At 38.4% G+C, this 13,337-nt stretch carries 15 protein-coding genes; 8 read left to right on the top strand and 7 right to left on the bottom strand.

Going from position 1 to position 13,337, the window contains the following annotated elements; all coding sequences use genetic code 11:
• The first annotated feature begins 164 nt into the window (after positions 1–164).
• Positions 165–1,148 (top strand): 1-aminocyclopropane-1-carboxylate deaminase/D-cysteine desulfhydrase, encoded by a 984-nt coding sequence (locus NE535_RS00370; RefSeq protein ID WP_261296718.1) that lies wholly within the window; start codon positions 165–167, stop codon positions 1,146–1,148.
• An 889-nt stretch (positions 1,149–2,037) separates the two neighbouring features.
• On the opposite strand, the gene NE535_RS00365 is transcribed toward NE535_RS00370, so the two are convergent.
• The 4 genes from NE535_RS00365 to NE535_RS00350 all read right to left on the bottom strand — a co-directional run bounded on the left by NE535_RS00365 (position 2,038) and on the right by NE535_RS00350 (position 4,664).
• Entirely contained in the window at positions 2,038–2,718 is a 681-nt protein-coding gene (locus tag NE535_RS00365; RefSeq protein ID WP_261296717.1) for a ChrR family anti-sigma-E factor, read from the bottom strand.
• The gene (locus NE535_RS00360; RefSeq protein ID WP_261296716.1) at positions 2,711–3,361 is read right to left on the bottom strand and encodes a sigma-70 family RNA polymerase sigma factor; all 651 of its coding nucleotides are present in this window, start codon (positions 3,359–3,361) and stop codon (positions 2,711–2,713) included. Before NE535_RS00360 ends, NE535_RS00365 begins: the two co-directional genes overlap by 8 nt.
• Positions 3,362–3,489: 128 nt before the next feature.
• A complete protein-coding gene (locus NE535_RS00355) occupies positions 3,490–4,074 on the bottom strand; it encodes an LON peptidase substrate-binding domain-containing protein (protein WP_261296715.1) in 585 nt (194 codons plus the stop codon).
• A gap of 65 nt (positions 4,075–4,139) precedes the next feature.
• Complete coding sequence (locus NE535_RS00350; protein ID WP_261296714.1) at positions 4,140–4,664, bottom strand: lipocalin family protein; 525 nt, start codon at positions 4,662–4,664, stop codon at positions 4,140–4,142.
• Positions 4,665–4,859: 195 nt separating this feature from the next.
• Between NE535_RS00350 and NE535_RS00345 the strand changes: the two genes are divergently transcribed.
• Positions 4,860–5,801 (top strand): chemotaxis protein CheV, encoded by a 942-nt coding sequence (locus NE535_RS00345; RefSeq protein ID WP_261296713.1) that lies wholly within the window; start codon positions 4,860–4,862, stop codon positions 5,799–5,801.
• Positions 5,802–5,845: 44 nt separating this feature from the next.
• Here NE535_RS00345 and NE535_RS00340 read toward each other — a convergent pair whose 3' ends face one another.
• On the bottom strand, positions 5,846–6,502 hold the full coding sequence (locus tag NE535_RS00340) for a hypothetical protein (RefSeq protein ID WP_261296712.1): 657 nt from the start codon (positions 6,500–6,502) through the stop codon (positions 5,846–5,848).
• An 84-nt stretch (positions 6,503–6,586) separates the two neighbouring features.
• Complete coding sequence (locus tag NE535_RS00335; protein ID WP_188839503.1) at positions 6,587–6,946, bottom strand: DUF2750 domain-containing protein; 360 nt, start codon at positions 6,944–6,946, stop codon at positions 6,587–6,589.
• 279 nt (positions 6,947–7,225) lie between these two features.
• Here NE535_RS00335 and NE535_RS00330 point away from each other — a divergent pair, with 279 nt between their 5' ends.
• The 6 genes from NE535_RS00330 to NE535_RS00305 all read left to right on the top strand — a co-directional run bounded on the left by NE535_RS00330 (position 7,226) and on the right by NE535_RS00305 (position 12,703).
• A complete protein-coding gene (locus NE535_RS00330; protein ID WP_425347432.1) occupies positions 7,226–8,374 on the top strand; it encodes a lytic murein transglycosylase in 1,149 nt (382 codons plus the stop codon).
• A 90-nt stretch (positions 8,375–8,464) separates the two neighbouring features.
• Positions 8,465–8,947, top strand: coding sequence for an FKBP-type peptidyl-prolyl cis-trans isomerase (locus NE535_RS00325; RefSeq protein WP_261296711.1), 483 nt, complete (start codon positions 8,465–8,467; stop codon positions 8,945–8,947).
• Between the two features lie 72 nt (positions 8,948–9,019).
• Complete coding sequence (locus NE535_RS00320; RefSeq protein WP_261296710.1) at positions 9,020–9,247, top strand: DUF3389 domain-containing protein; 228 nt, start codon at positions 9,020–9,022, stop codon at positions 9,245–9,247.
• 35 nt (positions 9,248–9,282) lie between these two features.
• Entirely contained in the window at positions 9,283–9,954 is a 672-nt protein-coding gene (locus NE535_RS00315; protein WP_261296709.1) for an alpha/beta hydrolase, read from the top strand.
• Positions 9,955–10,292: 338 nt separating this feature from the next.
• Positions 10,293–11,999, top strand: coding sequence for a bifunctional UDP-sugar hydrolase/5'-nucleotidase UshA (ushA, locus tag NE535_RS00310; protein WP_261296708.1), 1,707 nt, complete (start codon positions 10,293–10,295; stop codon positions 11,997–11,999).
• Positions 12,000–12,253: 254 nt separating this feature from the next.
• Entirely contained in the window at positions 12,254–12,703 is a 450-nt protein-coding gene (locus NE535_RS00305) for an Hsp20 family protein (protein ID WP_261296707.1), read from the top strand.
• 78 nt (positions 12,704–12,781) lie between these two features.
• On the opposite strand, the gene soxR is transcribed toward NE535_RS00305, so the two are convergent.
• The gene (gene soxR / locus NE535_RS00300; RefSeq protein ID WP_261296706.1) at positions 12,782–13,228 is read right to left on the bottom strand and encodes a redox-sensitive transcriptional activator SoxR; all 447 of its coding nucleotides are present in this window, start codon (positions 13,226–13,228) and stop codon (positions 12,782–12,784) included.
• Between the last annotated feature and the right edge of the window lie 109 nt (positions 13,229–13,337).

Genomic DNA, 13,337 nt, shown 5'->3' with positions numbered 1-13,337 from the left:
GTATAAGCACTTATTGTGCCAATATTTAAGTGTATGATATTGTTAGTATAAGGCTGATTTTTACGAATAGTGAAACAAATAAAATGAGCAATTAGACTAAATATAGCGGCTTTTAACTAAAGTTAGATACAATGCCGTTATTAATGACTTTATGATTGAGATTAATGCTAACTAATAGCCCTACAGATACGATGTACTTTGCAGGCAGACAAATACATATTAAACGAGATGATTTGTTACATGCAGATTTTAGTGGCAATAAAGCCCGCAAATTTTATCACTTTCTAGTGAATGATTTTCCTGATGTGTCCCATGTTGTGGGGTCCGGTTCTGCGCAGGCAAATTCATTATATTCTCTATCGGTATTGGCAAAAATAAAGGGCTGGAAATTAGATTACTATGTGAGTCATATTGCCGATTATTTAAAGCAACAGCAGAGGCTACCGTCAGAAATCCGGTCTAATTATTCTGAAGCGATTAAAAATGGCGCTAATGTCATTGAAATTGATTGGTCTTCAAATCTGTTTAATGCCTGCCAACATTTAGATGATGCCATTAAGGTATTAAAACAAGATTACCTAGAAAAAAATAACGCTTTGGAAACTTTATTTATTCCGGAAGGGGGGCGTTGCGAATATGCTAAAACTGGCATTTATGAACTCGGTAAAGAAATAATAAATTGGGCAGTTATTCAAAATATTAATAAGTTATCTATATTTTTGCCATCAGGCACAGGTACCACAGCGTTATATTTACAAGAGTACTTTGTAAAACAGGCTCAAAAAAATACTTTAGATATTGAGGTGTTAACCTGTAGCACAGTAGGTGGAGATGCTTACCTTATAAGCCAGTTTGATGAGTTATCTTTAAATACTCTCCATCATCCACAAATACTAAATGATGGTAAAAAATACCATTTTGGTAAGCTTTATCTTTCATTATTTCATCTATGGCAACAGGTATTAGATTCAAGTGGAATAGAGTTTGATTTACTTTATGACCCCATCGGACTAAATGTATTGAAACACACTATTGAGTCTGGTGAACTTAAAGATCGTGAAATACTTTATATCCATCAAGGTGGCTTATTAGGCAATGCCACAATGTTACCCAGATACCAAAGAAAGCAGGCTTTAACTATAAAATAATCTTTATTACATATAGTTAGTTTTGTGGTTTACAGTCTTAATGTTTTGAATGAGATATTGGATAGGGTTTTGAAAGATTTATCAGTTTGCTCTGTTGATAATAAACGTTCGGTAAATGAGAGGAGAATACCGTTAGCCAAGTTTATTAAATAACAGAGCAAATGATGTACGCAAAGCGTAGAGGTTTACTTGTTAGAACTGATTAACCATTTCATAAAGTTCAACGCTTCGATGCGTTTTGAAAAGGTTGTTTTGTTTTTACCTTGAGAATCAGTAAAAGCAATTGAATTTTTATTTGATGAAATTGAATTAACTGGGAAGTTAACTGTAATTTCGTGTCCGTTAAATTGGTATGACATCATCATACTCCTTCTATAATAATTTGCTCACCCTTGGGTGATGTAAGTTTTAACAATAAAATTCCTTAACATTTTTCGTGTTGCGAAAGATTTAAGTTAGCTTAGTTAAGTTACCCTATCAATCCTACACTAATCAAGTGTTTATATGAAAAATGTGAGAGTTTAATCATAATTTTTGATTAAATATAATTCATCATTTCACTAAAAACATTAACATTTACGCATAAAAGTTAACTGCTTGATTGGACTAGTTGACCATAGGTTTATGACAAGCAAATGACAAAAATAAAAGCGTTTGATAAATATATTTTTATATTAAATCTTTTCAGCAGATGTATTTTTTGTAGCTTGTGGTGGTTTACGAAAGGAAGTTGAGCAGACTCACGATAGGTAAACAAAATAAACAAGGTAATTAAACTTCCGCAAGCATATACTGAGTTTATGTTGTTGGCAACAAATATTTAAAAGTATTTATTGCCAACTATTTGCTATTAAAGTATGTACCAATCAAATCCTGATAAGCAATAATACTAGTAAATTAACTCACCAATAGGGTTTAGTAACTTGCTGAATCCTTTAGTAAAGTATAAGGGTGCATCTACTATTGTATAACACAGGCAACCTGTCATGGTCTTAGGTGAATGCTGATGATTCTCGTCAAGCAACATGAAATCACCTGGTTTGTAGGTGTTATATTCATCACTAAATTCACCCGCAAGTAACAGTGTCAGTTCTGAACCTTTGTGAGTGTGTTCAGGAATTTCACCTTGTGGTGCAATGTGTAGTAAACTTGCTCTTGCATGCTCTTCACCAGTATCGAGACGCAATCTACTGACTTTGCCTATACCTTGCCATTGAGCTTTTATTTGATGCCTAAATGCACGGGGTAAAGGATAAGATTGGTCTTTAACTGTCACTTCAGTGACCCCTTCAATATATGCTTCAGCAGGTTTAGCATCCAGATCATCTAAGGTGTTTTGCATCATTTGTGCTAACAAGGTTGACATCTGTGAGTCGATATCAACACTGATATTTGACTCAACATCATTGTCAAAAACATTAACAGTTTCACTCTCTGTTAAAGCGTTAAGTTTTTGCTGACATATGCTACACATTTCAGCATGAGCTGATATCGCCAAAGACATGGATAATGGCAGCTCCCCTTTAATATGGAGAGACAATAACTCTTGTTGTGGGTGATACTTAATCATAATGTTTCTCCATAAATCCCTTTAACTTTTCTAAGCCTAATCTTAATCGTGATTTGACTGTGCCTATGGGGATATCGAGTTTGTCTGCTAATTCCTGTTGAGTCATTTCTTGCATGTAAATACCTTGTACAATTTGTCGTTGTAGCGGCGGTAACTCATCGACATGACGTAATAATGTGCCAGATAATTTGAAATCATCTTCATTACTTTCGGCGTCGTCTGATTCAAAAAGAGGCCAAATGTCGTCTCCAAAAGAATCTTCTTTGTTGTGCTGAACTTTGCGAAGCATATCGAAGCACTGATTTCGCATTACTGTGAATACCCAAGTGCTTACCGCAGCTTTGTCTTCACTGTATAAATGAGCTTTGGTCCAAACACGAGTCATGGTTTCTTGTACTAAATCCATGGCCAGGCCTTGCTGATGCAATCGTTGATTACCAAATGCGTTGATCTTAGGTCCGAAATGATTGAACAGTTTGGCGAAAGATACTTTACAGCGTAAGTTAGCAACCTTAAGCATTAGCTCTGCTAATTGTTCAGCATCGAGTTCATTTTTATTAGACAATTGTATTGCACCGTTATCTTTAGCAAGTCTTGCCTTATCATAACGATTTTGCGCAGTTTGTGATTGAAAATTTTCCATTATCTTCACTCGCGTCGTATTATTTGCCGATAGTAACCATATATACGCTGCTAAATAATAATCAGATCACTTTTTATGAGTTATTTTTACTGTAAAACATAAACATTCTATTCAAATCGGTACGCTAGTTACTTGATGATATTACTTAAGTAATCTTGGGCCATTTTATGGTCATGATTATTGATACAGTGATACTTTTCCGCTGCAGTTAACGGGATAATCTCTAACCATCGCTGACACACCCAAGAAATATCGTCAAAATGTTCATTTTGGTATTGGGCCAGATGCTCAGGATATTGGTTTAAAATTTCTCGTAAAGTGTCACTTAACATTTTTTCTGTAGTTTGATTTGGGCTGACTTTTTTACTCTCGGCGATATTAATAATCGATGTTGGCCAATCATCTATTATCTCAATTGTGCCTCGCTTTAATCCGTCATCTTCGATGGTGAAATCTTTTAAATGAAATTTTTTCTCACCCTGAATACTGATACCAAGTAAGCCATCATCTAAGGTCTCAAAGTCAATAATTTTACATAACGTACCTATTGGTAGCATGTGCTTTTTATCGTCGTTTAACATACACAGACCAAAACCACTATTTGATTTAAGTGATTCTGTTACTAGGCGTTTATATCTAGGTTCGAATATGCGTAATTGACTGAAGCCATGGGGCAGCAGACACATTGACAGTGGGAACAGTGGGATAACCATAACTAGCCTTATTTGATTCAATTGTGTTAATAAACAATACGAATTGACGGTGATAATTGATCACATTATTCCTGCTGATTTACCCATATGATATCGCTGTTTCGTATTCCTAAACGTTCCATTTTCATGACAAATCTTTGTCTGGTTTCAGGAGTGATTTGCTTGTTACGGGAGAGAATCCATGCATAACTATTATCGGGGCCAATAACCAGTGCATCAGAATAGCGTCCATTAACTTCTTGGATCGCATCATGGATTTGATATGCACCGTAAAATGGACCGAAGAAAGATACTTTTAATAACCCTTTGTCACTACCCTCAATAAAATAAGCTTTGCCATTAGCTTCTTTCCAAGCCTGTTTTTCTACATTGTAACCACGGTTAGTAACCAGCACTTTGTCTGCATCTAATTGGTAAGTTGCGGTGACCTTATCCATGTCTCTTTCAAATGAATGGTCTAATCGCGCAATCTCATACCATGTACCAAGATAATTATTAACAGTGAAGTTTTCTATAACATCCACTTTTGTATCAATCATGGTGCAAGAGGTTAAAGATAATGCAGTGAGTAATGTCAGTATTAGTCGCATAAGGATCCCTATATAACAATTAATGGATTTAGAAAACTAAGCTAATATTATACTTTACGTATCAAAATGCCTCGTAGATCTTATTGAGATGAGATAGCTTCCCATGTTTTTATTTGTTTTTTGTTTATAATGGTACTTAGACTTGTGTAGGCTAATGCGTGATGGATCATATTTAATGATTGGTGGTATGTTTTAATGAAAAAAATGCTCGATACAGTTGATCAACGGACCAATCTGGTTGGCGAAAACCGGCTGGAGTTACTGCTTTTTCGTATCAATTCTACTCAACTATTTGCTATTAACGTCTTTAAAGTAAAAGAAGTGGTCAAGGTGCCACCTTTGAGTGCGATGCCGGGCAGTAATCACAGCATAGCCGGAGTTGCCAATATCAGGGGCACATCTATTCCTGTTATAAATTTACGTGGTGCCATTGGTTTCTCACCTTTACCCATCACTGACGATTGCAATTTAATCATCACGGAATACAACCGCAGTATTCAAGGCTTCTTGGTGGGAAAAGTTGAACACATTGTAAACTTAACGTGGGGGGATATCATGCCTCCGCCTAAAACTGCTGGTAAAAACAATTACTTAACAGCTATAACTCGCCTTGAAGAGCAAGGCCAGTCTCATTTGGTGTCAATTATTGACGTTGAGAAGGTTTTAGCAGAGATAATTAATTATGACATTCGCTTGTCTGAAGGGGTGCTAGACGAAGCATTAGCGCCCGAAATGCCTGGACGTAAAATATTGATCGTTGATGATTCTAGCACCGCAAGAAAGCAGGTAAGGGAGACATTAGGTCAATTAGGTATTGAGATTATTGAGGCTTCTGACGGTTTGCAAGCGTTGAATTTGCTCAAATCGTGGGCCAATGAGGGTAAAAATGTTGCCACTGAATTATTAATGATGATTACCGATGCTGAAATGCCCGAAATGGACGGGTATAAGCTTACTTCAGAAGTGCGTTCAGACCCACGCATGGCATCATTATTTATTACTCTTAACACCTCATTGAGTGGTAGCTTTAATAATGCCATGGTGGAAAAAGTGGGCTGTGATGCGTTTATCTCTAAGTTTCAGCCTGATTTATTGGTGACCGAGGTTCAAAATAGGTTAAGAGACATTTTGGAATAGTACTAAAACATGGTTTAAAGCTAAAATTATTGCATTGAGTATCACTATATATCTAAATCCTCAATCAGCTCATTGAGGATTTTTTGTTGCATCGATTTTGTGATCCCAATATTGAGTCTGGCAAGTTTAACCGCATGAGCAAATTTATCTTTTCCCAATAAGGTCACTAATTGCTGAAGGAATGCTTGATCTAAAGCCAATACTGCACTGTAATGTTTTATTGCTTGGGTAAGATTATTAAATTGCAGCCCATCAAATTCAAATCCCAGTGTGTTACTACCTGCAAATAATGGGTCTTCGTCAAATTGCTCCCCATCAATGCTCAACACCCAGCCTGGCGCATTAATTCTTTTCTGAGCAATTTGGTACATCATCCAGGCACTTTTCTTAAAACCACCAAAAATTTTACATTCAAATTCGGACTCTTCAAGTTCTTGTTCGGTCCAGTTAATGCCAATCGCAAGGTCTTGGCTGTAACGCTGCATTAATTGATCTTTAACCGCCTCACGACATTCCCATATAGACGTCAATAATTGCTTTTTTGCGAGTAATAAACATTCATTACAGGTCGGCACTGTCAATGATGGGTGAGGGGTATGAGCCATACGCCAATAAGCTAATTCGGCATTGCAAGGTTCATCACAAAACCAACACGTGTGGCGTTTTTCAAAAGGAATATCTACGAGTATTGGGCTTGTCATTGAAGTAACTTTGTAATGGAGTGAAGTTAACGCGTTAAATGATGAAATTTAATCTCATTCGAACTCAACGCGTTATCGCTATCGTTATTCTTTTTCGATATCAACTAAACTTTTAGCTAGGACTATTGGGTCGATTTCAAGACATTCTTGATCGCTTTCCCAATCAACGCCAACTAATACACCGTCGTCGTTTAAATCACTCACCCAATATTCAAGGAAGTCAATTAGCGTAATACTCACTGCTTTATACTCAGACCACTCTTCAGTGCAATGAATTTTAGCCGCTGATTCAGATGACCAGAGTGGCATAACGTCAGTATCTTCATATTCTGATGAATCACACACAACCCATCCTTCACCTGTTTCGTCTTGAAGTCCCCAAACGATTTGGTGTTCTTTTACACTTTCGATGAAGCTTGTTAACGCTGGGCTTAGTTCAGACATGATTATTCTCTTTAATTGGGATTAAAAACGTTTTCATTATACTGAATACCCGACTTAGCTCAAGGTGGGATTGATAATTGACACTCGCATTGTTTAAGAACACACCTTTTAACACAAAATCCGTCTTTTTATGGCCATAAGCCTCTTGTGAAGTTGTGGCTGATCAGTCACGATTATCACACATTAACTTTCGTATTAATTGGGTGCATTTTGAGTCGTAAACACGTTTACTTATCCATTCCAGCCTTTTTGTTCAGTATCAGTTTTCCTCATCTGGTTATGGCTAACGAAGATTTTGCACAATGTGTGAGTCAATTACAGTTAACCGCCAAGCAAAAGGGAATTTCTCAGCATACCATCGACACTACGGTGGCAAATTTATCTTTTGTGCCTAGAGTCATCGAACTTGATAATCAGCAGCCTGAATTTACCACTACCTTTAAAGATTATTATGATAAACGCGTAACTGATTGGCGAATAAAAGAAGGGCGCAAGCTGTTTGATAAACATCGTAAATTGCTTAATCAATTAACGGCACAATACGGTGTGCCCGGGCAATATATTGTTGCTTTTTGGGGGCTTGAAACAAATTTCGGCAGCTATAAAGGTAATATGTCGGTGTTGAACTCATTGGCAACACTGGCATGTGATCCTAGACGAAGTGAGTATTTCACTCAGGAGCTAATGCAAGCATTGACCCTAAAAGAGCGTTATCAATTTGCTGATGAAGATATGGTTGGCTCATGGGCGGGAGCGATGGGACACACCCAATTTATGCCGACTAACTATCTAAAGTATGCCGTTGACGGTGATGGCGATGGCAAAGCGGATTTATGGAACAGCACCGCAGATGCGTTAACTTCGGCCGCTAATTTTTTACAGCAACTTGGCTGGCAAGCCACAGAACGCTGGGGACGTGAAGTACAGCTACCCCCAAATTATGATTTTGCATATATGGGCAGTAAAGACAGTCAGCCATTAGTAAAGTGGGCAGCGTTAGGTATTAAACAAGCTAATGGAAAACCATTATCCACGCCAGATATGAAAGCGGCTCTATATGTACCAGCGGGTCATACTGGACCTGCTTTTTTAGGCTATGAAAACTTCAATGTGATCATGCGCTGGAATCGCTCTGAATTTTACGCAGTGTCTGTTGGACAACTAGCGGATCAAATTAATGGTGGTAGTGGCATTGTTAAAGCTTTACCTAATCATCCACGTTTAAATCGTGAAATGGTCAGTGCACTTCAGCAAAAGTTGTTAGATGCAGGTTTTGATGTCGGTAAGCCCGATGGTATTTTAGGTCGTAACTCAGTAGCTGGACTGCAAGCATATCAACGTCAACAAGGGCTGATTGCGGATGGTTACCCTGATAATGCTACTTTCGAAAAATTAGGGATTAGCTTAAACAAATTGCCGACACAATAAGCATTTGTTAAGCTCTTGCGACTTTTTTATTGCTTGGAACAGATTTTTACGCTGTATTAAGCAACACCAATTAAAATTAAAGGATAAGTAATGAGCATTAATGACAATATGGTTGTGCAGTTTAATTACACACTGCGCGATGAGAAAGGCGAAGTGCTTGAGTCAAACGAAGGCCGCGATCCAATTGCTTACCTTCATGGCAATGACAACATGATGCCTGGTATTGAAGATGCTATTACCGGTAAATCGGTGGGTGATAAGTTCACTGTAACACCACCTGCGGCAGATACCTATGGTGAGCGCCAAGAAGGCGCAGAACAACGCGTGTCAGTGAAACATTTAGTTGGCGCTAAAGTATGGAAACCTGGTATGGCAGCGGTGATCAATACAGATCAAGGCCAACGCCAAGTCACCATTTTGAAAGTCGGTAAATTTATGGCAACTGTGGATGTCAACCATCCTTTAGCCGGTAGAGAGCTTACATTCGATATCGAAGTGGTGAGTGCTCGTGATGCAACTGATGAAGAAATTGCACATGGTCATGCGCATGGCGTTGGTGGTCACCACCACTAGTATTATGTCTTTACACTCCAATGCTGAGCAAGATTGGAGTGTTTTACTGCTTCTCCTCAAATAAGTACACCTATGATCCTCGAATTTTCCCAAGGCAAACTCATCATTACGCCTAATGAAATACAATGCCGCCTATTACAAAATCACATTATTATGAGTGCCGTAGTCGATGACATTAGCTGCTTTCATCATGGTTTTGTTATCGCAGCAGATGCAGGTACAGTTAAGTGGACGATTAAACTAGATACGCCGCAGCAGTTTGAACAGTTATTACAAGAAACGGGCATTCAGGCTCAATAACTGAATACGAATTTACTGATTAATTAAGGAATCACATGACTCAATCAACTCTTGATGCCATTTTTGTTGAACCAAGCAATACGGCCACATCATGCGTGATCTGGTTACATGGTTTAGGTGACTCTGGTGCGGGGTTTGCGCCCGTAGTCCCTGTATTAGGTTTACCCGCTGGCCATGCTATTCGTTTTATTTTCCCGCATGCGCCCGAGCAACCCGTTACCATTAATGGTGGCTATATCATGCGTTCATGGTATGACATTAAAAGTATGGATTTGCATGACCGTGCTGATATAGAAGGTGTTTTGATATCAGAGTTACTAATTAAGCAACTTATTGAGCAACAAATCGCTGCAGGGATCCCTGCAAACAAAATTATTCTAGCGGGATTCAGCCAGGGTGGGGTAATGAGTTTGTTTACCGGATTACGGTTTGAGCAATCCCTTGCTGGCATTATGGCTCTTTCTTGTTACTTACCAGGTGGCGAATATTTACCTGAGCAGTTATCTGCTGCCAATAAGCAAACGCCAATTTTACAAAATCATGGTGAGCAGGATGAAGTCGTGCCGTTATTCGCGGGTAAAATGGCATTTGATGCATTAAACAATGCAGGTTATAACACGCGCTGGAAGACCTATCCAATGGCACATAGTGTTTTGCCTAACCAATTATCTGAGATTGGTCAATGGATAAATAATTTATTAAATTAACAGTTGTTTGCGTTGTATGTTACTTGTTCTGTATTTGAAACAATTTTTTGCATTGACCTTGAAATGTAAATAGTATTGTATTTTAAAGGCTTAATCCTATTAACGGGTTAAGCCTTTTTTTTGGTACCCGTTTAATGGCATTACTGTCAGGCACCTTGTTTTAATACACGGATAGTGTTAATTATAACTCTTTGTTAATGTTGCACTAAATGTCATTTTTCTGTCATAAAGTTGTCACGTTATTGACCCATTCTTTGCTATTATTTTGTGGCGAAATAAAAAGTTCGCTTATTAAATTTAGATTAAAAATACAAGATAATTAATAAATGGGGTTACAAATGTCTAAAATGTTAATGAAAGGGATCTTGGCATCTGCTGTGCTTGCCGCGCTAGTAGGTTGTAACAGCGATGATGATGTAAAAGTCCCGACGACCTGTGCAGAAGCAGGGTCTGAATGTAAAATCTTTACTGTATTACATACCAATGATAACCATGGTCGTTTTTGGGAAAACAAAGACGGCGAATATGGTATGGCAGCTCGTAAGGCCTTAATCGATCAAATTCGTGCAGAGGTGAGTGCTAATGGTGGCGAGAGTATTTTGTTATCAGGTGGCGATATCAATACGGGTGTACCTGAGTCTGATTTACAGGATGCAATTCCTGACTTTATCGGTATGAATGAAATCCGTTACGATGCAATGGCTGTGGGTAATCATGAGTTTGATAATCCATTAGCAGTACTTGACTCACAACGCTCTATTGCTAAGTTCCCAATGCTTGCAGCCAATATTTATCATGCTGATGGCACCACTCGTTATTTTGAACCATACAAAGTATTTAACATTAATGGCGTGCGTATTGCTGTCATTGGTTTAACAACTGAAGATACTGCTAAATTAGGTAATCCTGAATATATCAGCGATATTGTATTTACGGATCCTACAACAGAAGTCGCTAAAGTGATTGCCGAAATCAAAGCCAACAATGAAGCTGACTTAATTTTCGCTACCACGCATATGGGCCATTACGAAGATGGTAAGCATGGCAGTAATGCTCCTGGCGATGTTGCTATGGCTCGTGCGCTAAATGAAGGCGACTTACACGCGGTTATTGGTGGCCATTCACAAAATCCGGTGTGTATGGAACCAGGCAGCAATGAATACGCTGATTTCAAACCAGGCGATGACTGTTTGCCCGATATGCAAAATGGCACTTACATCATGCAAGCCCATGAATGGGGTAAATATGTAGGCCGTGCTGATTTTGAATACTTCAATGGTAAATTAAACCTAGCAAGCTATAAACTCATCCCTGTAAACCTGAAGAAAACCGTAGAAGACGCGGCAGGTAATAAAACCAAAGTGTATATCGGTGAAGAAATTGTCCCGGATGCAGATTTGAAGCAATTACTGAAATATTATCAAGATCGTGGTCAAGGCCAATTAAGTGAAGTCATTGCTGAAACAGATGCGCGTTTAGAAGGTGATAGAAGTATTGTTCGTGGTGAACAAACTAACCTTGGTCGTTTAATTGCTGAAGCACAACGTACTAAAGTTAATGCTGATTTTTCAGTAATGAATTCGGGTGGCGTACGCGCATCAATTGATGCCGGTGATATTTCTTACCGTGACGTATTAACCGTACAGCCATTTGGTAACATGGTGACCTTGAATACCTTAACCGGTGCAGAGGTTGCAGATTATTTATCGACGGTTGCTACGTTCCAACGTGGTTCAGGTGCTTATGCACAAATTACTGGTGTGAAAATGACAGTAGATTGCGCGGCTAGCACGGTTGATATTAGCGAAATCAATGGCGAAACCTTTGCAGCAGATAGCAGCTATACCTTTACGGTACCAAGCTATAACGCAGCAGGTGGTGATGGATATCCTAAACTTGAGTCAGTTCAAACCGGTTATGTGGATGCAGAAGTACTTTATACCTACTTTAAAGATAAAGGTATGATTGTTGCTGCAGACTATGCGCCAGTAGGCGACATTATCTACACTAACTCTAATAGCGTTTTAGGCTGTGAATTAAACTAATTTAGTCATTAATAGCTAATTACACTCTAAGAACAATCCATTTTTCAATGGGTTGTTCTTTTTTATTGAATTTTTTAATGATTACCCTTGAATTCAATATTGGTACCCACATATCTAACTTGTAGCAAGATGACACACTAAAAATGCTCAATTGAGGTTTTAACATTTTGCAACCCATTGCGCCGAAAGGGCAATGTACTCTTGCCAATAATGGCTTAATGTTTTTACATATTGCTTTAGACAAGGATATGATTATGCGTAATTTTTCTATTTCTCCAGATTTAACTCCTCTTTACCGCAGTGCTATTGGTTTTGACCGATTAGCGCAATTGGCTGAACATGCTGCAGCCAATAATGGTAACAATGGCTACCCGCCATACAATATCGAATTATTAGGTGAAAACCGTTACCGTATTACAATGGCCGTAGCCGGTTTTAGTATGACTGAGCTTGATATCACCAGTGAAGGTGAAAAACTTTTGGTTAAAGGTAGTAAAGCAAACCAAAAAGATGAACGTAAATATTTACATCAGGGCATTGCAGAGCGCGGCTTTGAGCGCACCTTTCAGCTGGCCGATCATGTTAAAGTCATAGGTGCAGAGTTAGAGAATGGGTTGTTGAATATTGATTTGGAACGTGAAATTCCAGAAGCAATGAAAGCACGTAAAATTGAAATTACACGAGCTCGACTCATCACAGAGTAAGCTTGTTTCATTGTTCTCAATCTTCCCCCATTAGATGATTATTTTCATCAGGGTTTAGTCACAAGACTAAACCCTTTTTCATTTAGGCTTGACCAATAATACTGCGCCATCCCCATTCGTTGCTAAGGTGTCATTAGGGTTATATAGCGGGCAACTTGACATGGATAAACAACCACAACCGATACAGCCTTCAAGCGAGTCTCTTAAATCTTCTAAAGCATTAATTTGGGCGTTGAGTTGTGTTTTCCAGGTTTGCGATAGTTTGCTCCAATCATCTTTATTGGGCGTACGTTGATTAGGAAGGTGACTAAATGCCTGCTGAATGTCTTGCAAACTAATACCAAACTGTTGTGCGGCTTTAATGACAGAGATCCTTCTTAACACATCACGTTGGTAACGACGCTGATTACCTTGATTACGCAAAGATGTGATTAATCCCTTTTGTTCATAAAAGTGTAATGTCGATACCTTAACGCCACAGCGTTTAGCCACTTGTCCTACCGATAGATCATATTCGTTAAGCATAATAATCCTTATTATTTTTATAAAAATAAATCAAAAAACACTTTACCTCAAGTTAACTTGAGGTTTTATGCTGTATCCGGAGAGTAAAAACATGAATTAAAAAGGGAAT

It is taken from the genome of Shewanella holmiensis, assembly GCF_025370255.1.
GTDB classification, from domain to species: domain Bacteria; phylum Pseudomonadota; class Gammaproteobacteria; order Enterobacterales; family Shewanellaceae; genus Shewanella; species Shewanella holmiensis.
Note: the sequence above shows the minus strand (reverse complement) of the source record. Positions and strands in the feature narration are given on the sequence as shown.

Bases quoted from the DNA above. Each gene is read 5' to 3' on its own strand.
- NE535_RS00360 (WP_261296716.1), bottom strand. From the start codon at position 3,361: ATGGAAAATTTTCAATCACAAACTGCGCAAAATCGTTATGATAAGGCA.
- NE535_RS00320 (WP_261296710.1), top strand. From the start codon at position 9,020: ATGATCCTCGAATTTTCCCAAGGCAAACTCATCATTACGCCTAATGAA.
- NE535_RS00370 (WP_261296718.1), top strand. From the start codon at position 165: ATGCTAACTAATAGCCCTACAGATACGATGTACTTTGCAGGCAGACAA.
- NE535_RS00315 (WP_261296709.1), top strand. From the start codon at position 9,283: ATGACTCAATCAACTCTTGATGCCATTTTTGTTGAACCAAGCAATACG.
- NE535_RS00335 (WP_188839503.1), bottom strand. From the start codon at position 6,946: ATGTCTGAACTAAGCCCAGCGTTAACAAGCTTCATCGAAAGTGTAAAA.
- soxR (WP_261296706.1), bottom strand. From the start codon at position 13,228: ATGCTTAACGAATATGATCTATCGGTAGGACAAGTGGCTAAACGCTGT.
- NE535_RS00325 (WP_261296711.1), top strand. From the start codon at position 8,465: ATGAGCATTAATGACAATATGGTTGTGCAGTTTAATTACACACTGCGC.
- NE535_RS00305 (WP_261296707.1), top strand. From the start codon at position 12,254: ATGCGTAATTTTTCTATTTCTCCAGATTTAACTCCTCTTTACCGCAGT.
- NE535_RS00340 (WP_261296712.1), bottom strand. From the start codon at position 6,502: ATGACAAGCCCAATACTCGTAGATATTCCTTTTGAAAAACGCCACACG.
- NE535_RS00350 (WP_261296714.1), bottom strand. From the start codon at position 4,664: ATGCGACTAATACTGACATTACTCACTGCATTATCTTTAACCTCTTGC.
- ushA (WP_261296708.1), top strand. From the start codon at position 10,293: ATGTCTAAAATGTTAATGAAAGGGATCTTGGCATCTGCTGTGCTTGCC.
- NE535_RS00365 (WP_261296717.1), bottom strand. From the start codon at position 2,718: ATGATTAAGTATCACCCACAACAAGAGTTATTGTCTCTCCATATTAAA.
- NE535_RS00330 (WP_425347432.1), top strand. From the start codon at position 7,226: ATGGCTAACGAAGATTTTGCACAATGTGTGAGTCAATTACAGTTAACC.
- NE535_RS00355 (WP_261296715.1), bottom strand. From the start codon at position 4,074: ATGGTTATCCCACTGTTCCCACTGTCAATGTGTCTGCTGCCCCATGGC.
- NE535_RS00345 (WP_261296713.1), top strand. From the start codon at position 4,860: ATGAAAAAAATGCTCGATACAGTTGATCAACGGACCAATCTGGTTGGC.